The following is an 18,958-nucleotide window of genomic DNA, read 5'->3' on the forward strand; positions in this document are numbered from 1 at the left end:
TATCCCTCCAGCCCGGCTCAAGCCGGGCTTTTTATTGCCAGCAGTTCAGGGAATCCGGGGCATCTGCGGCCTTGTCTCGCTTGCGCCTGCTTTTTCGATAAGAAAATGCGGGCCAATGGCCCGCTTGGTTATATCGATTTCACCCCACACTCACACCGGCGAATGGAAATGGCTGGCCTCACGGGTCGCCATCTCCTCGTAGGTGGCCCACTTCTGCCAGGCGACCTGTTGCGCCACCTGCATCAGCCGTTCGGCTTCCTCGGGGTGGCTCTGGGCCAGCACCTGATAGCGGTTCTCCTCTGCCCTGTACTCGGCGAGGGGAATGGAGGGGCGCAGGCTGTCGAGGCTGAAGGGGTTCTGCCCCGCACTGCGCAGTACCGGGTTGTAGCGCAGCAGCGGCCAGTGACCCGAGTCCACCGCCCGTTTTTGCTGGGTCAGCCCCAGCTCCATATCGATACCGTGGGCGATGCAGTGGCTGTAGGCGATGATAAGCGACGGGCCATGGTAGGCCTCGGCCTCGCGCAGCGCTTGCAGCGTCTGCTGCGGGTTGGCGCCAAAGGCGATGCGGGCAACATAGACGTTGCCATAAGAGATAGCCTGCAACGCCACATCCTTCTTGGCGAGCGTCTTGCCCCCCGCCGCGAACTTGGCGACGGCACCGAGCGGGGTCGATTTCGACATCTGGCCACCGGTGTTGGAGTAGACCTCGGTATCCATCACCAGCACGTTCACATCGCGCCCGGAGGCGAGCACATGATCGAGCCCCGCCGAGCCTATGTCATAGGCCCAGCCGTCGCCGCCAACGATCCAGACCGAGCGGCGCACTAGCTGATCAATCAAGGAGAGCAGCTCGCGGGCCTTGCCAGATCGCACCTCTTCCAGCCGTTCCCGCACTTGCGCTACCCGATTTCGCTGGGCGCGGATCTCCGACTCCAGCCGCTGCGGGGCGCTGATAAGCGACTCGACCAGCGCCTCCCCCAGCTCCCCCTTCATCGCCTGCAAGGCCGCCACCGCCTGACCATGATGCTGGTCAGCCGTGAGACGAAAGCCAAAGCCGAACTCGGCGTTGTCCTCGAACAAGGAGTTGGACCAGGCCGGCCCCTTGCCTTCGCCGTTCTTGGCCCAGGGGGTGGTCGGCAGGTTGCCGCCATAGATGGAGGAGCAACCGGTGGCGTTGGCCACCAGCATGCGATCGCCAAACAGCTGGGTCAGCAGCTTGAGATACGGGGTCTCGCCACAACCGGCGCAAGCGCCGGAGAACTCGAACAGGGGTTCGAGGAACTGGGCACCGCGCACGGTGGAGAAGTCCACCCGCTCGCGGGCAGGCCAGGGCAGGCTCTCGAACCAGCGCAGCGCCTGTTTCTGACCCTCGAGGTGTGGCGCCTTGTCCAGCATGGCGATGGCTCGCTCGCCTTCGTGCGACTCATCTGCCCCGACCCGTACCGGACAGGCCTGCACACACTGGCCGCAGCCGGTGCAATCCTCCGGATAGAGCTGCAGGGTGTAGCGGCTGTCGGGGAAGCCTTTGGCGGTGACGGGCACCGACTGGGCTGCCTCGGGGGCGGTCACCAGCCAGTCCTGATGGTAGAACTTGGATCGCAGCGCCGCATGGGGGCAGACGAAGACGCAGTTACCGCACTGAATGCAGATATCGGATTGCCAGACAGGGATCTCGCGGGCGATATCGCGCTTCTCGAAGCGGCTGGTAGCGGTGGGGTAAGTGCCATCCACCGGCAGCATGGAGACAGGGATCAAATCGCCGCGCCCCGCCAGCATCTCGCCGGTGACCCGCTGGACAAACTCGCTGCCCCCCGGTGCCAGTGGCAGCGGATAGTCGCTGATCTGCTCATCTCCGGCCGGAATTGCCACCTTGCTTAAGTGAGCCAGGGTATCGTCCACCGCCGCGAAGTTGCGCGCCACCACCTCGGGACCCTTGCGGGCATAACTCTTCTCGATGCTCTCCTTGATCAGCGCAATGGCTTCGTCCCGTGGCAGCACACCGGCCAGCGCGAAGAAGCAGGTCTGCATAATGGTGTTGATGCGATTGCCCATGCCGTTTTGCTCGGCCACCCTATCCCCGTCGATGCAGTAGAGCTGGATATTGAGGGTGCGGATACGGGCGCGCAGCCGCTCGGGCAGCTGGCCCCACACCTTGTCAGCCTCATAGGGGGCATTGAGCAGCATGGTCGCCCCTTGGGCGGCGTGCTCCAGCAGGTCCACCGATTCGACAAAGCCCCACTGGTGGCAGCCGATAAAGCTCGCCTGCTCGATAAGCCAGGGCGCGTCTATGGGCTCGGGGCCAAAGCGCAGGTGGGAGACGGTGCGCGAGCCGGACTTCTTGGAGTCGTAGACAAAGTAGCCCTGGGCGTGGAACCCCTCAAGCTCGCCGATGATCTTGATGCTGTTCTTGTTGGCGCCCACCGTGCCGTCGGCACCGAGGCCGAAGAAGAGCGCCCGCACCCGACTGGCGGGCTCCAGATCGCCGATGGGGTGCCAGGCCAGACTGAGACCCGACACGTCATCGACAATCCCCACGGTAAAGCGGGGGCGCGGCGCATCGGATGCCAGCTCCTCAAACACCGCCGCGCACATGGCCGGGGTGAACTCCTTGGAAGAGAGACCGTAGCGGCAGCCGCTTGAGAAGGCCGCGCTGCAAGCCATCGATCAGGGCGCTCTGCACATCCAGCAGCAGCGGCTCACCGCCAGCGCCCGGCTCCTTGGTGCGATCCAGCACGGCTATGCGCCGCACACTCTGCGGCAGCGCATCGAGCAGCGCCTGTACCGGGAAGGGGCGATAGAGGCGAATGACCAGCACCCCGGTCTTGCGATCCTGCCGGTTGAGCCAATCCACGGTAGTACGGGCGGTGGCTGCTCCCGAGCCCATCAGCAAGATGACGTCGGTCGCATCGCTGGCACCATGGTACTCCACCAGCCGGTAGTGGCGGCCGGTGAGGGATCCCAGCTTGTCCATGCACTGCTGCACCCGCGCCGGCACCGCTTCGTAGAAGGGGTTGACGCTCTCGCGGGACTGGAAATAGGTGTCCGGGTTCTGGGCCGTGCCGCGCATCACGGGGTGATCCGGGTTGAGGGCCGTGCCGCGCATCACGGGGTGATCCGGGTTGAGGGCCCGGGCACGGTGGGCCCGCACCCAGTCGTTGTCGATAAGGGCGCGAATTTCGTCCCGATGCAGGGCCGTGATCTTGTTTACCTCGTGGGAGGTACGAAAGCCGTCGAAGAAGTGGATAAAGGGCACCCGGCACTGCAGGGTGACGCTGTGGGCGACCAAGGCCAAGTCCTGCGCCTCCTGCACCGAGCCGGAGGCGAGCATGGCAAAACCAGTGCTGCGCGCCGCCATCACATCCTGATGATCGCCAAAAATCGAGAGCCCCTGCGCCGCCAGCGAGCGGGCCGCCACATGGAACACTGCCGCGGTCAATTCACCGGCGATCTTGTACATGTTGGGCAGCATCAGCATCAACCCCTGACTGGCGGTGAAGGTGGTGGCGAGCGCCCCCGCCTGCAGGGCGCCGTGTACAGTACCAGCCGCGCCCCCTTCACTCTGCATCTCAACGACTGTGGGAATGTTGCCCCACAGGTTGGTCTGCCCCTCGTCCGCCCAGGCGTCGGCCAGCTCGGCCATGGTCGAGGAGGGGGTGATGGGATAGATGGCGCACACTTCGCTCAGCTGATACGCCACCCGGGCCGCGGCTTCGTTGCCGTCGACCATGATCAGTTCATGTTTCATTGGGACTCCTCCGGTTGGCGCAGCTCGATGGCGTGACAAGGGCATTGATCGTGACAGGCACCGCAGCCGGTGCAGCGCGTCGCATCCACTTGATAACCCTTGCCCGGCCCCAGCTTCTCGATGGCCTGCTCGGGACAACTGCCGTAGCAGCCGTCGCACTCGAAGCAGTTGCCGCAGGAGTAGCAGCGCGCCGCCTCGTAACGGGCGGCCGTCTCATCCAGTCCGCCTATGATCTCGCCAAAATCGTCCCGCGCCCACGCCGGTTTGACCGGCTGACTGCTGGCCGGGGCGTGGGTCTGGAACCAGAGTTGCAACTACTCTGGCCCCACCAGCGGGTAGGAGACCATCTTCTGGTAGTGGCGACCGCGCAGCCAGGCATCCATATGGCGTGCAGCCTTCTTGCCGTGCCCGGTGGCTATGGTGACGGTGTGCTCGGAGGGCACCATGTCGCCGCCGGCAAAGAGGCCCGGCACATCCGTCATCAGGTTTTCGCCAACCTGCACCACTCCCTCCTTGTTGACCCGCACGCCGGGGATGCTCTCCAGCACGCTCAAATCAACTTCCTGACCGAGCGCCAGAATCAGGGAATCCGCTTCAAGGGTTTCAAACTTGCCGGTGGGCACCGGCTTGCCCTCGGCATCCAGCGCCATCACCTCCACCTCGATATTGGTGTTGTCGAGCTGGCGAATGCTGCGCAGCCAGTTGATCTTGATCCCCTCCTCCTCGGCCTCGTCGGCTTCAAAGGCGTGAGCGGGCATATGCTCCCGGTCGCGGCGGTAGATAATCATCGCCTCTTCCACACCGAGGCGACGAGCGGTACGGGCCGCATCCATGGCGGTATTGCCGCCACCGTAGATCGCCACCCGCCGTCCCAGTTTGGGGGGCGGCAAGCCCTGCTCTTCGGCCAGACTGGCCTGTTCGAGGAAACTCACTGCATCGAGGATCTTGCCCGCCTCCCGGGCCGGAATATCGACCCGCTTGGCCAAATGGGCGCCAATGGCCATAAAGACGGCGTCAAAGCCCCCTTCATCGCGCTCACGCAGCACATCCTCCACCTTGTGGTTGAGGGTCAGCGTCACCCCGGCCGCCACGATACGGGCCACCTCCCGATCCAGCACATCGCGAGGCAGACGGTAAGCGGGAATACCGAAGCGCAGCATGCCGCCAGCCAGTGGCCCCGCTTCGCGGATCTCCACCTGATGGCCGAGCCGGTTGAGGTGCCAGGCGCAGGAGAGGCCGGAGGGGCCGGCACCGATCACCAGCACCTTCTTGCCGCTGGCAGGGGCAGGTGGCGCTGGCTGCCAACCACGGGCCAACGCTTCGTCGCCGAGGAAACGCTCGATGGCGTGGATGGAGACGGCGTCGTCCACCTGGGCGTGATTGCAGGCGCTCTCGCAGGGGTGATAGCAGACCCGGCCATGAATGGCGGGCAGGGGATTTTCTTCGATCAAGGTCTGCCAGGCTGCTTCAAAGCGGCCCGCTTCGGCGAGGGAGAGCCAGGCCTGGATGTTCTCGCCAGCCGGGTAAGGACCGGGCCTGTTCCCGTTTTCTGGGAGAGATCCGGCTGTGGGGTCATATCCAGTTGTTTGCTCATACATTGCTTTCTTCTTTTTGTGTGACAGGCCCCATCCGATGGCACTTGATACCGTTTAGCCGAAGCGGACGGTGGCCGGAGAGGGAAGAAGCGAAAGCGTTAGAAACTGGAAGCTGGTTCGATAGTGGACTGATTTTTGTACTGATTGACGGATCAGGATCAAATAATGTTGCACTTTATGGGGTATGGAGAACAGAACGTGACCCCTGTAACATCTTGTCCGATTGAAGATGTGATTGGGTTGACCATGTCGCACCTTCGACAACCGCCGCAGTACACTGCAGGGATAGCTGCCACGACAGTCACAGCGCACTTCCCCTGGTTAACACAGGGCACTTCACAGGATCAGGACATGCCAACACTCGACAGCATTCATCTCTACCCCATCAAATCAACGGCAGGCATGCCACTGACTCGCGCTCTGGTGACCGAAGAGGGATTGCAAGGAGATCGCCGCTACATGGTGGTCAAACCGGACGGCACCTTTATCACAGCCCGTACCCATCCCCAGCTACAGCAAGTAGTGGCGACCCCCATAGAGGGCGGCTTGCAGTTGCGCTATCCGAGATTTGAACCGCTCACGCTGCGAGAACAGGATTTTTCCCGCACTCCTCGGACTACCGGCGTCTGGCGCGACAGCTTCACCGCCCTGCATACCGATATCAGCGCCGATCTCTGGCTGAGCAAGGTCACGGGTGAGCCGGTCGCCTTGCTCTGGCTCGGCGAGCAATCGGATCGTTTCCGGGAAAAAACCGGCACACGGGTCAGCTTCGCCGACGGTTATCCGCTGCTGCTCATCAGTCAGGCTTCGCTCGATGATCTCAACCTGCGCTCCGATGCCCTGCACCAGATGAGCCAGTTTCGTACCAACCTGGTGGCAACCGGTACCCGGCCGTTCGAGGAGGACAGCTGGGTGCGCATCCGCATCGGCGAGGTGGAATTCAGTGTGGCCAAGCCCTGCAGCCGCTGCATCATGACTACTGTGGAAGCGGGCACGGATCGCTTCAATGCCCTCAAGGAGCCACTGGCCACCCTCACCCGTTACCGGCGTGGCGAGGATGGGGATGTCTATTTCGGCCAGAATCTGGTGGCACTGAACGAGGGCTGGATTGAGGCGGGCAGCGAGATAGAGGTGCTGGAAACCGCCAGGGCGGTGGTCTATCCCAATGCGGCGCCGAAGAAGCGGGAGCTGGTCTGCGTCGCCCGCGAGCCGCTGGCACGGGATCTGGAAACCTTCTGGTTCGAAGCCGCCGACGGCGAGCCGCTGCCCGACTACCTGCCGGGCCAGCACCTGCCCATCAGTCTGGATATCAAGGGCGAGCGGCTGCAACGGCGCTATACCCTGAGCTCCACGCCGGAGCTGCCGGAGCTGCCGGAGCTGCCGGAGCTGCCGGAGCGCTACAGCATCAGCGTCAAGCGCCTGGGTGAAGGGCGCATCTCCCCCTGGCTGCACCACCAGCTGCGGGTGGGGGATACCCTGCTGGCGGCCGCACCGGCTGGCGAGTTTCACCTCGGCACCGAGCGCAGCCTGCTGCTGATCTCGGCCGGCTCGGGCGTGACTCCCATGCTCTCCATCGCCCGTACCCTGGCCCTGCGCGGCGAGCTCGAGGATGTGCACTTCATGCACCTGTGCCGCAGCGAAGCAGACATACCGGCCGCCGCCGAGCTACACGCCCTGAGCCGGGCAGGCATGCAACTGACCCTGATCCTGAGCCAGCCGGATGCTCACTGGCAGGGGCTCAAAGGGCGGCTGTGCGATGATCATCTGGCCCAGGTCAAGGGGTTGACCGGGCGCGAGGTATTTATCTGCGGTCCTCACGGGTTTATGGCCGATGCGGCCGCCAGATTGTGCGCACTCGGCGTGGCTGCGGACCGCATCAAGCAGGAGAGCTTTGGCGGCGCCATTCTTTCGGTGGCTCGCCCTCATCAGGCGGTACAACTGCGTATCGGTGAAGAGACCTTTGACGGCAACAATCAGGGCACCATACTGGATCAGGCCCACAAGCAGGGAGTGGAGCTGCCCTGGAGCTGCCGCGCCGGCATCTGCGGCAGTTGCAAGCAGACCCTCGTTTCAGGGGAAGTGGATCACCCGGATGCCCCGGCCATCACGGCAGCCGAGCGGGCCGAAGGCAAGATCCTCACCTGCTGCGCCGTGCCATTGACCGATCTGGTGATCGGGCCGCGATAATAGTGCGGGCCGGGAGCATCATGGGTTAAGCGCCTCCCGGCCCTTATTTTCCCCGCTGTTTTTACCCCCTTCCCTTTTCTCGGCATACCCGAGCCATGCTGCTCCTCCGGCCCCCTATACTCACTGCAGAACAATAAAAACCCTCAGAAGTACCGGCCTTCGCCGTGTGACAAAGGGGGTTATTCTGGTGAGAATAAGGACGCTCAAACCATGGAACAGAACAGACCTGCCTTTCAACTCAATCTCTTGCTCTCCGTTGTTACCCTGATCCTGCTATCGCTGGTATTTTTTGCCTACACCTGGTCAGGGACAAAACTCGAGCAGAGTTATCAACAACGCTACCAATCCTATCTGCTGGCCGATGAGCTAAGGCAATCCTCCGACGATCTGACCCGGCTCGGTCGCACCTATGTGATCACCAAGGATCCCGCCTATGAGCAGCAGTACATGCGGATCCTGGCCATACGCAACGGCGAACAGAACAGACCGGAAGGCTACAACCGCATCTATTGGGATTTCGTGGCGGCCAGTGGTCAAAACCCCAGACCCGACACCTCGCTGCGGCGTGGCCTCATCGACCTGATGAAGGATGCCGGCTTTACCGATGGTGAGCTGGCCAAGCTCAACGAGGCCAAGAACAACTCGGATGCCCTGGTCAGTACCGAAGTCGCTGCCTTCAAGCTGGTACAACAGCAGGAGGGGGATCTCGCGGTCAACCAGCAAAAAGCCATCGCCATGATGCATGACAAGGCCTATCACCAGAACAAGGGGCGCATCATGGCCCCCATCGATGACTTCTACGTCATGATGGAGACCCGCACCCAGCAGGCGGTGGACGATGCCACCAGCCAGTCTGCCATGTTGCGCTATCTGTTTATCGCCCTGGGCCTGGTATTGATGTTCTTCCTGTGGCGCACCTATCGTGCCCTGCTCGACTTGACCGGTACCTCGGTCAGCCAGCTCAGAAGCGATCTCAACAGTCTGGCGCAAGGGGATTTCTCCCGTCAGATCCAGGTACCCGTTGGCGCACAAGAGAGCCTGATCGGCCTGCTGGCCACCATGCAGTCAACCCTCAAGGGGATCATCGCCCAGGTCTCCCACTCCAGCGAGGAGCTGTCAGGATCGGCCGACAGCATAGCCCAGATAGCGGAGCGGACAGCCCAGTTTGCTACCTCCCAGCAGACCAGTACCCAGACAATGGCGGCCGCCATCGAGGAGCTGGTAGTGAGCATCAGCCACCTCTCCGACAACGCCACCCATGCCGACGAATTGAGCAAGGTGTCGGCCAACACCTTGGAAGAGGGTTCCGGCGTCATCAAGCAGACCCTGGACAGCATAGAGAACATCTCCAGCACAGTGGGAGATGCGGCCAGCAGCCTCTCCGAGCTCAACAGCCACACCCAGCAGATTTCGGACATCATAGAGGTGATCCGCGGCATCGCCGATCAGACCAACCTGCTGGCCCTCAACGCCGCCATAGAGGCAGCGCGGGCGGGAGAACAGGGACGGGGCTTTGCGGTGGTGGCCGACGAGGTGCGCAATCTCGCCAGCCGCTCGGCGGCCTCTACCCAGCAGATCACCGGCATGATCAGCAAGATCCAGAGCGGGGCGGATGCCTCCATCCGCAGCATGGAGAATACGGTCAACAACGTCTCTCGCGGCGTGAGTCTGGCCAACCAGACCGGCGAGGCCATCACCAGCATCAAGAGTCATGCAGCCAACCTGACCGGATTGATGGGGGAGATAAGCCACACACTGCGCGAGCAATCCACCGCCGCCAACGAGGTAGTTTCCACCGTCGGCCACATCACCTCCCTCTCCGAACAGTCGGGGGATGCGGCCCGTCACGTATCGCAGGAGGCCGCCAAACTCAAACAGCTGTCACGGCTGCTGCGCCAGGAGATGGGTCGCTTCAAATTGTAAGCAGCTCCTGCAAAGCAAAACGGCTGCCCAAGGGCAGCCGTTTGTTTGGCAAGGCCTTTTTCAAGACCGGATGGCATCAACCACGCAGGGCGGCGATGCGCTGTTCGATGGGCGGGTGGCTCATGAACAGCTCGCTCATGGAGCGCTTGCCGTTGATGCCAAACGCCATCATGGAGCCTTCCATCTGTGGCTCGGCACCGCGAGAGAGGCGCTGCAGCGCAGCAATCATCTTGTCACGACCCGCCAGCTTGGCAGCACCTGCGTCGGCGCGGAACTCACGCTGACGGCTGAACCACATGACGATCATGGAGGCCAGCACACCGAATGCCATCTCCAGCACGAACACGGTGATCATGTAGGCAAAACCACCGGAGCTGCTGCTCTCTTCGTCGTTGTTGGAGCTGAAGAAGTTGCTGATGACACCGGCCACGATACGGGCGAAGAACATCACGAAGGTGTTTACCACCCCCTGGATCAGGGTCAGAGTCACCATGTCACCGTTGGCCACATGGCTCACTTCGTGAGCCAGCACTGCTTCCGCCTCGTCGCGGCTCATGCTGTAGAGCAGGCCGGACGAAACAGCGACGAGGGAGTCGTCACGACGGGCACCGGTCGCAAAAGCGTTCATCTCCGGTGAGTCGTAGATCCCCACTTCCGGCATCTTGATACCCGCTTCACGGGCCTGACGGGCAACGGTGCTGACCAGCCAGTGCTCTGTCTCGTTACGGGGTTGCTCGATGACCTGGACGCCATAGCTGCGCTTGGCCATCCACTTGGACATCAGCAAGGAGATAAAGGAACCCCCAAAACCGAACACGGCACAGAACATCAACAGACCGGAAATGCTGGACTTGTTGATCCCCAGAACCGAGAACAGGATATTGAGTACCACCCCCAGCACCAGCATGACGGCCAGGTTGGTCACCAGGAATAGCATAATTCGCTTCATATAGACTCCTTGTGAGATATGGATAGGTGCCTCCCGTTCCGGTTCACAGCCGGTCGGTATCACACCTGTTCCGCATAATAGATAGATTCGATGAATGTTCGCTGAATGTCGGGTTCAGAGCAGAGGGGATATATCGAGACGCCCGCGCAAATCAGCCTCAAGTGGATTGTTTACAAAGGGTATTTCACCCAAAAACGGCGCGGGGAGCAAGCCCCTCAAGGTGTCCAGGTTTTCCTGGTAATGACTCATGGATCCGTACAGCCGATTCATGACCCAGCCTGCTACCGGCAGATTGTCGTTTCGAATGGCGGCAAAGGTGAGCAGCGCATGGTTGAGACAACCCAGCTTGGCCCCCACCACCATGATCACCGGTATGTTCTCCTGCTTGACCCAATCCGATAGCAAATGCTTGCGATCCAGCGGCAGAAACCAGCCGCCCGCCCCCTCTACCACGACAAGCTCGGCCCCCGCCTGCTCTATCTGGCGCAGACCGTCGGACAGTCCCTTCAGGGTAATGGCATCACGGGCCTCGCTGGCAGCGATATGGGGCGCAATGGGCGGTTCAAAGGCATACGGATTGACCATATCGTAAGGCAGCGACAGGTTGGCCGCCTCTTGCAGCAAGACGGCATCCAGGTTGCGCAACCCATCCGGGGTGCGAGCGCAGCCAGCGGAGATCGGCTTGTAACCGGCGCACTGAATGCCATGGGCGACAAACTCCAGCAGCAGGGTGCGGGCGACCAGCGTCTTGCCCACATCGGTATCTGTGCCGGTGATAAAGAAGGATTTAACCATGATGACTCCTCAACACAAATCAGGCGACAGCCCGCAGTTTATAGGGGCAGATCACCTGCATATCAAGTATCCGGGACAGAAGATGAGTTCAGCCCGACTTGTTCGCACATCGCATCCCCCGGACAGACCAGGCAAGTGGCGGCTTATCGGCGGATCAGGCGCCCCAGGCACACCTGATAGCTGGCGGCCAGCAGGCCATCCGGCTGACGGTAGGCTTCATAAGCCTCCGTCAGGCGCTGCAAGCGCAGCCGACTGCTCAGACCCGACTGACGCGCATCGTTGAGCTGGCTGGCTCCTATGCCCTTGAGGTCGCGCAGCAGACCGCTCAACTCGTGATAGGAGAGCGCCCAGGCCAGACTCTCAAGGCAAGGCGCTGTGAAGCCCCCTGCGGCAACGGCATCTTGCAATTGTGGCAGGCTGAGGAAGCGATTGACATGGGGATGGTCGTCAACCGTGCGCCAGGCCTCACGCAACTGCCAGAGCGAATCGACAAGCAGGGTCGAGAACAGCAGTTGTCCACCGGGTTTGAGTACTCTGTGGAGTTCGGCAAACGCCTGCGCCGGTCGTTCACACCACTGCAGGGCGAGGCTGGAGAAGACCCAGTCCAGGCTCCCGTCTGCAAACGGCAGACGCTCGGCATCGCCGCACACAAGTTGCGCACCGCTGCCACGCAGAGCCGCCTGCTGCAACATGCCGGGGGCAAGATCCAGTCCATGCAACTGGTGGCAACGACTGGCGAGGTGGGGCAGGAAGAATCCGGTACCACAACCCAGATCCAGCCCGGATATGGAAGAGGTCGACAAGGAAGCGGGTGTCACTGGCTCCCCAGTCATACGATCCAATAGCGCCAAACCGACTTCCTGCTGAAAACGGGCATGGGCATCGTAGTGACGGGCGGCCGCCCCGAAACGGCGAGCTAGCTGCGCCTTGTCGACCTGCTGGAAACGCTCATCCATGATGTATCCCCTCCCAACTGGCACTGCCCGAGCAAGGGCCGAGGGCCTTGAGCAGGCGGTCCACATCCTGCTCGCGGTGGGCCGCGCTTAACGTGATGCGCAGCCGTGCCGTGCCCACCGGCACAGTGGGCGGGCGGATGGCGCTCACCCAGACGCCGCGATCCCGCAGCCGCGCAGCCAGTTGCAAGGCAGCACTGCTCTCCCCCACCAGCAGCGGCTGTATGGGGGTGTCACTTGCCCCAAGCTGCCAGCCAAGGGCTGCGGTCCCCTGCCGAAAGCGGGTGATAAGGCGGGCAAGATGGGCGCGGGACTCGTCGGCAGCGCGCACCAATTCGATGCTTTTGCTCACGGCGCACGCCTGGGCGGTGGGCATATGGGTGCTGTAGACATAGTGACGAGCAAAGTTGACCAGATAATCCACCAGCTCGCGACTGCCGCCGACAAAGGCGCCGGCTACCCCGAGCGCCTTGCCGAAAGTGCCCATCTGGATGTGTACAGATGCCGGAGCCACCCCTTGCGCCGCCAGAGTGCCGCGCCCCTCCGGCCCCAGCACGCCGAGGCCGTGGGCATCGTCGATCATCAGCCAGTTGCCGCTCTGGGCGGCCAGACGGGCAAGCTCAGGCCAGGGGCCCTGATCCCCATCCATGCTGAACACCCCTTCCGAGACGATCAAGCCCCGGTTTGGTTCGAGTTGGCGCTCGAGAGCAGTCATATCGTTGTGACCGAAGCGCTTCATCTTGCAGGGGAGCTGGCTGCCCATCTCCTGCAAGGAGGCATGGTTGAGCCTGTCTTGCCACAGCAGATGATCCTTGCCGAGCAAGGCCTTCAGCACAGCCTGATTGGCGGAAAAGCCGCAGTTGAACAGCAGCACCGCCTCCACCCCGAGCCAGTCGGCCAGAGTCTCTTCCAGCTGTTGGTGAGCACGGCTGTAGCCGGTCACCAGGGGCGAGGCGCCAGATCCCGTGCCATAGCAGTCAATCCCCTCTTTGAAGGCGGCTTTGATGGTGCTGTGATCCGCCAGCCCCAGATAGTCGTTGGCGGAAAAATTGAGGTAGTCGCGCCCCGCGACCTGCAGCCTCCCCCCCACGCTGCCATCGGTGGCAGTGCGGCGGCGAAGCAGCGCTGCCAACTCTCGCTCGGCCAGAGCCGCGCCCAATACAAAGGGGCCTTTTACCGCCAGGCCATTCATGACCGCGCAACCCCTGCGCGAGGACGGGTAGCATCGTAAAACATCTCATCCGGCGCGTTCTGGCGGCTCACCTCGGCCAGGATCTCTTCTTCCTGAATCTGATCCGGCTTCTGGGCTCGCTGAGCGGGACGAATGCCGAGCCGTTTGAACAGCTGCATGTCGCTGTTCTCATCCGGGTTTGGCGTGGTCAGCAGCTTGCAGCCATAAAAAATCGAATTTGCACCTGCCATAAAGCACATGGCCTGCATCTGTTCGTTCATCTTCTCCCGCCCGGCGGAGAGGCGCACATGGGAGGCAGGCATCATGATCCGTGCCACGGCTATGGTGCGGATGAATTCGAACGAATCGAGATTCGCTTCGTTTTCAAGCGGCGTCCCCTTCACCTTCACCAGCATGTTGATGGGCACGCTCTCCGGGTGGCGCGGCAGGTTGGCGAGCGCCATCAAAAGACCCGCCCGATCTTTTGCCTGCTCACCCATGCCGACGATGCCGCCGGAGCAGACCTTCATGCCGGCGCCGCGCACATGCTCCAGGGTATCGAGCCTGTCCTGATAGGTACGGGTAGAAATGATCTCGCCATAGAACTCCGGCGAGGTGTCGAGGTTGTGGTTGTAGTAGTCAAGACCTGCGGCACCAAGGCGGGCGGCCTGATCCGCGGTGAGCATGCCAAGGGTCATGCAGGTCTCCATGCCCAACCCTCGCACCTCTTCGATCATTCGCAGTATGTAGGGCATGTCCCTCTCTTTTGGGTTGCGCCAGGCGGCTCCCATGCAAAAGCGCGACGAACCGTTGGCCCTGGCCTCACGGGCCCGCTCCAGTACCTTCTCCACCTCCATCAGCCGCTCGGTCTCGAGCCCTGTGTGATAGCGGGCACTCTGGGGACAATATTTGCAATCCTCCGGGCAGGCACCCGTCTTGATGGAGAGCAGGGTGCTCACTTGCACCTCGTTGGGATCGAAATGGGCACGGTGTATCGTCTGGGCCTGGAACAGCAGATCGTTGAATGGCAGGGCAAACAGGGCCTGAACCTCGGACAGGGTCCAGTCGTGACGAAGGGCGTGGCCGCCCGCGGTGTGAGCATTCATACATGGCTTCCGGTTGTTATAAGTGGGATCCTGCGCCCGCCATCCTGGATGGCCGAGCCCCGGACCCGCCACTTTGCCCCCGCGCCATCCAGCGAGTGAGGAGCCAAGTGGCTGAAATTGTTGGCTAGTGTAGAGAGCGCGCGTAGACTGTCAACACCGACCAGATCAGACCAATTGACAATAGAACACAAAATGACCAACCAAGAATTCGACCTGAATCACATCTGGCACCCCTATACCTCTCTCACCCATCCCCTGCCCTGCTATGAAGTGGACAGCGCCAAAGGAGTCACCATCACTCTCGCCGATGGTCGCGAACTGGTGGATGGCATGAGCTCCTGGTGGGCCTGTATTCACGGCTATCAGGTGCCTGAACTCGACGCGGCCGCCACCGCCCAGCTCAGCAAGATGTCCCATGTCATGTTTGGCGGCCTGACCCATGCCCCGGCGGTCGAGCTGTGCCGGAAGCTGGTGGAGATCACCCCGGCCGGTTTGGACCGGGTGTTTCTGGCCGACTCGGGATCGGTGGCGGTGGAAGTGGCGCTCAAGATGGCCCAGCAGTACTGGCACGCCAAAGGCACCCCCAGAGCCAAGTTCGTCACACTGCGCGGCGGCTATCACGGCGACACCTTCGGTGCCATGAGCGTTTGTGACCCGGATGGCGGCATGCACGAGCTCTACCAGGGCTTCCTGCCCGAGCACTACTTTGCCCCGGCCCCCAGCTGCCGTTTCCACGCCCAGTGGGACGAAGAGTGTGTGGTGGATCTCGCCACGCTCGTCGCTGACCATCATGAAGAGATCGCAGCCATCATCCTCGAACCCATAGTGCAGGGAGCGGGCGGCATGCGCTTCTACCACCCCCGCTATCTGCAATGGGTACGCGCTTTGTGCGACGAGTTCGGCCTGCTGCTGATTGCCGACGAGATTGCCACCGGGTTTGGTCGCACAGGCCAGCTGTTTGCCTGTGACTGGGCTGGCATCAGCCCCGACATCATGTGCCTTGGCAAGGCGCTCACCGGCGGTTACATGACCCTCTCAGCCACCCTCACCACTGAGCATGTCGCCCGCACGATTTGCGACGGGAAAGCGGGGGTCTTTATGCACGGACCCACCTTTATGGGCAATCCGCTGGCCTGCGCCGTGGCCTGTGCCTCCATCGATCTGCTGCTGGCCTCGCCGTGGCAGGAGTGGGTGCAGGCCATCGAGCATCAGCTCAAAACCGAGCTGGTGCGGCTAACCCTGAACCCTTTGGTTGCCGATGTGAGAGTACTTGGCGCCATCGGCGTGGTGGAGATGAAGGAGCGGGTAGATGTGGCCCGTATCCAGCGCAAGTTTGTGGAGTTAGGTGCCTGGATCCGGCCATTTGGCAAACTCATCTACCTGATGCCCCCCTTCGTCATCACACCGGCACAATTGAGTGTGCTGACCCAGGCCATCCATGAAGCCATCGCCAGCAGCGAGTTCTAAGCCGGCATGAAAAGGCCCTGCATGAGAATGCAGGGCCTTTTGACTCTTTTTTATCAGAATGTGAGCAAGACACCAGACCCGGGCGACCATGACGAGTAGACTGCGCGGGTTTTACCCAACAGATGTACTGCTCCCATGCGCCTCTCCATTGCTGCCAAAATCAACTTCTTCCTGCTGTTCATCTTCTCCATGGTACTGGTCTTCTCCGCGGCCTATCAGGCGGTGCGTGAGCGCGATCTGATACTGACGCTTATCAAAGAGCAGAGCCGCGAGCAGACTGAAGCTTATTTCGACGGCCTCAACATGCTGATGCTGACCGGCAAGATGGACGCTCGCGACACACTGCGAAACAAGTTCCTCGATCACGCCCACGTGGAAGATGCCCGCATCGTCCGCGGTGATGCAATCAGCAAGCAATACGGGCCGGGCCGCGAAACAGAGCAGGGCAAGGATGAGTACGATCGACTGGCGCTGGCGGGCAAGGGCAGCCTGGAGGTGGTGCACGACGGCATGCACAGCAAGCTGGTGGTAACCCGACCGCTGTTGGCCAAGAAAGATTTTCGCGGCACAGACTGCACCAGTTGCCATCTGGTACCGGAGAACACTGTGCTGGGGGCGGTGCGCTTTGACTACTCCCTCGACACCCTCTTTACCCGGGTCGAACAGAACATTCTCACATCGGCGCTTATTCTCACCGGTATCTTCGGGCTGGGGCTGCTGTTGACCCTCTGGGTCATTCGCACCTGGATAGTTCGCCCCCTCAACCAGTTGACCCGTTCCATGGAAGAGGCCACCGACCTGCATGACTTCGGTCACCGTTTGGAAGGGGATGAAGGGGACGAGATTGGCCGGGTGGCACTGGCTTACAACCAGATGCTCGACAGCGTGGAACGCCAGCTCGGCAAGCGCCCTGCCGCGCAGGCGAAGCCGGACAAAAAGCAGGATTAGCCCGCATAGTAGAACAGCAAACTGGCGATGAAAATCAGCAGCAGTATGGTCAGATTGACGTGCAGTGAGTCCTCCCGTCGTCGGCTGCGTTTACGCTCCAGCAAAAACACAGCCAGGGTCAACAGGCAACAACCCCAGAGCCAATAAACCAGCCAGGGAGTCAGTACGGGATCCCAATAATCGCGAACTGCTATCCCCCCGTAGACCAGAAAACCGTACGCCACTTCCGGGCGCGCATAGTGATAGAGGGAGAGCAGCACGATAAAGCCCGCCCAGCAGAGGATCACCAAGCCCTGCAGCCCTCTGGTCAACCAGTCCGGTCCCTGTCGCCGCTCTTTCACGTCCATCCCCTGCCCCACTGGCCCGGCCATGAGGTGATCCGGGCATAAATCCCCTCCAGAGTCCGACATTTTTGCTTGTTTATCAAACCCGCGCGGGTAAGATTGTCGGCTTAGTCTGCCATGATGGGCCAGTGAATGCCCGGGCCAGACCCCTAGTGTTTCAAATAGCGCTGCAAGAACAAGCTGGAGACAATATTTCGATGACGCACGCATCCGTAGTAGATGTGCTGACCGGTAAATATGCGGTTGGCACCACCCAGACAGTAAAAGGGTGGATCCGGACTCGCCGTGATTCCAAGGCGGGGATCTCATTTTTGGCCGTATCCGACGGCTCCTGTTTCCATCCGGTACAGGCAGTTGTCCCCAATACCTTGGCCAATTATGAGAATGAAGTGCTGCGTCTGACCACAGCTTGCTCCGTGGAAGTGAGCGGTGTGGTTGCCGCCTCCCAGGGCAGCGGTCAGGCTTTCGAACTGCAAGCCACCGACGTCAAGGTCGTAGGCTGGGTCGAAGATCCGGACACCTACCCCATGGCCGCCAAGCGCCACAGCATAGAGTACCTGCGTGAACAGGCCCACCTGCGTCCGCGCACCAACATAGTCGGCGCCGTGACCCGGGTGCGCAACTGCCTGGCCCAGGCCATCCACCGCTTCTTCCATGAAGAGGGTTATCTGTGGATTGCGGCTCCGCTCATCACCGCCTCTGACACCGAAGGTGCCGGCGAGATGTTCCGCGTCTCCACCCTGGATCTGGAAAACCTGCCGCGCACCGACGCTGGCAAGGTCGATTACGACAAGGACTTCTTCGGCAAGGAGACCTTCCTGACCGTATCTGGCCAGCTCAACGTCGAAACCTACGCCTGTGCCCTCTCCAAGGTCTACACCTTCGGGCCCACCTTCCGCGCCGAGAATTCCAACACCAGCCGCCATTTGGCCGAGTTCTGGATGGTTGAGCCGGAAATTGCCTTCGCCAACCTGGACGATAACGCCGCCCTGGCCGAAGCCATGCTCAAATACGTCTTCAACGCCGTACTGGCAGAGCGCCGCGACGATCTGGAGTTCTTTGCCCAGCACGTCGACAAGGATGCCATCGGTCGTCTGGAACGCTTCGTCTCCTCCGACTTTGCCCAGATCGACTACACAGATGCCATCGAAGTGCTGAAAAACTGTGGCAAGAAGTTCGAGTTCCCTGTCTCCTGGGGCATCGATCTCTCCTCCGAGCACGAGCGCTATCTGGCCGAGGAGCACTTCAAGTCTCCTGTGGTGGTGAAGAACTACCCGAAAGACATCAAAGCCTTCTACATGCGTCTCAACGATGACGGCAAGACAGTTGCCGCCATGGACGTATTGGCACCGGGGATCGGCGAGATCATCGGTGGTGCCCAGCGTGAAGAGCGCCTCGAGGTACTCGATCAGCGCATGGCCGAGATGGGTCTGAACAAGGAAGATTACTGGTGGTATCGCGATCTGCGCCGCTTCGGCACAGTCCCGCACGCCGGTTTCGGCCTCGGTTTCGAGCGTCTGGTAGTCTATGTGACTGGTATGGGCAACGTCCGTGACGTTATCCCCTTCCCCCGTACACCCCGTACCGCCGAATTCTGATAACGGCCCTTTGCCGACAAAGCCGACCCCAGGGTCGGCTTTTTGTTGCCCGCACCACGGCATTCGCCCCTCGCAGCCACCACAATTAATCACACTTCCCCTTCTGGCTGCAGCCTTGCTGCACTGCCCCTCAAGATACCAGCCCCGTATGATACCAACCAGAACCCCTTCAAATAA

Annotated in this window: 11 protein-coding genes and 2 pseudogenes; 5 read left to right on the forward strand and 8 right to left on the reverse strand. The window is 61.4% G+C overall.

Annotated features, from left to right (window positions below):
• Window positions 1-150: 150 nt before the first annotated feature.
• A pseudogene (nifJ, locus tag AXW79_RS13890) lies at window positions 151-3,745 on the reverse strand (pyruvate:ferredoxin (flavodoxin) oxidoreductase).
• Window positions 3,742-5,339, reverse strand: a pseudogene (locus tag AXW79_RS13895) (NAD(P)-binding protein). The pseudogenes nifJ and AXW79_RS13895 overlap by 4 nt, the downstream one beginning before the upstream one ends.
• Window positions 5,340-5,691: 352 nt before the next feature.
• Here AXW79_RS13895 and AXW79_RS13900 point away from each other — a divergent pair.
• Entirely contained in the window at window positions 5,692-7,527 is a 1,836-nt protein-coding gene (locus AXW79_RS13900; RefSeq protein WP_005313017.1) for an MOSC N-terminal beta barrel domain-containing protein, read from the forward strand.
• 210 nt (window positions 7,528-7,737) lie between these two features.
• Window positions 7,738-9,450 carry a methyl-accepting chemotaxis protein gene (locus AXW79_RS13905; RefSeq protein ID WP_005313015.1) on the forward strand — a complete coding sequence of 571 codons (1,713 nt, stop codon included), beginning with the start codon at window positions 7,738-7,740 and terminating at the stop codon, window positions 9,448-9,450.
• 76 nt (window positions 9,451-9,526) lie between these two features.
• Here the strand turns inward: AXW79_RS13905 and htpX are convergent, their stop codons facing one another.
• The 5 genes from htpX to bioB form a co-directional block, all read right to left on the reverse strand.
• Window positions 9,527-10,399: a protease HtpX gene (gene htpX, locus AXW79_RS13910; protein ID WP_005313012.1), complete on the reverse strand. Its 873-nt coding sequence runs from the start codon at window positions 10,397-10,399 to the stop codon at window positions 9,527-9,529.
• A 114-nt stretch (window positions 10,400-10,513) separates the two neighbouring features.
• Window positions 10,514-11,194 carry a dethiobiotin synthase gene (gene bioD / locus AXW79_RS13915; protein ID WP_005313009.1) on the reverse strand — a complete coding sequence of 227 codons (681 nt, stop codon included), beginning with the start codon at window positions 11,192-11,194 and terminating at the stop codon, window positions 10,514-10,516.
• Window positions 11,195-11,337: 143 nt separating this feature from the next.
• Entirely contained in the window at window positions 11,338-12,153 is an 816-nt protein-coding gene (gene bioC / locus AXW79_RS13920; protein ID WP_085941631.1) for a malonyl-ACP O-methyltransferase BioC, read from the reverse strand.
• Window positions 12,143-13,339 carry an 8-amino-7-oxononanoate synthase gene (gene bioF, locus AXW79_RS13925; protein WP_005313003.1) on the reverse strand — a complete coding sequence of 399 codons (1,197 nt, stop codon included), beginning with the start codon at window positions 13,337-13,339 and terminating at the stop codon, window positions 12,143-12,145. Before bioF ends, bioC begins: the two co-directional genes overlap by 11 nt.
• A complete protein-coding gene (bioB, locus tag AXW79_RS13930; RefSeq protein WP_005313000.1) occupies window positions 13,336-14,424 on the reverse strand; it encodes a biotin synthase BioB in 1,089 nt (362 codons plus the stop codon). Before bioB ends, bioF begins: the two co-directional genes overlap by 4 nt.
• A 192-nt stretch (window positions 14,425-14,616) precedes the next feature.
• On the opposite strand from bioB, the gene bioA reads away from it, so the two are divergent.
• On the forward strand, window positions 14,617-15,891 hold the full coding sequence (gene bioA / locus AXW79_RS13935; RefSeq protein WP_005312997.1) for an adenosylmethionine--8-amino-7-oxononanoate transaminase: 1,275 nt from the start codon (window positions 14,617-14,619) through the stop codon (window positions 15,889-15,891).
• Window positions 15,892-16,026: 135 nt separating this feature from the next.
• Window positions 16,027-16,839 carry a HAMP domain-containing protein gene (locus AXW79_RS13940; RefSeq protein WP_005312995.1) on the forward strand — a complete coding sequence of 271 codons (813 nt, stop codon included), beginning with the start codon at window positions 16,027-16,029 and terminating at the stop codon, window positions 16,837-16,839.
• Here AXW79_RS13940 and AXW79_RS13945 read toward each other — a convergent pair.
• The gene (locus tag AXW79_RS13945) at window positions 16,836-17,186 is read right to left on the reverse strand and encodes a hypothetical protein (protein ID WP_011898929.1); all 351 of its coding nucleotides are present in this window, start codon (window positions 17,184-17,186) and stop codon (window positions 16,836-16,838) included. The genes AXW79_RS13940 and AXW79_RS13945 overlap by 4 nt on opposite strands.
• A gap of 194 nt (window positions 17,187-17,380) precedes the next feature.
• On the opposite strand from AXW79_RS13945, the gene asnS reads away from it, so the two are divergent.
• Window positions 17,381-18,781 (forward strand): asparagine--tRNA ligase, encoded by a 1,401-nt coding sequence (asnS, locus tag AXW79_RS13950; RefSeq protein WP_005312990.1) that lies wholly within the window; start codon window positions 17,381-17,383, stop codon window positions 18,779-18,781.
• The last annotated feature ends 177 nt before the right edge of the window (window positions 18,782-18,958 follow it).

Origin of the sequence: Aeromonas salmonicida subsp. salmonicida, from assembly GCF_001643305.1 — a bacterium.
GTDB classification, from domain to species: domain Bacteria; phylum Pseudomonadota; class Gammaproteobacteria; order Enterobacterales; family Aeromonadaceae; genus Aeromonas; species Aeromonas salmonicida.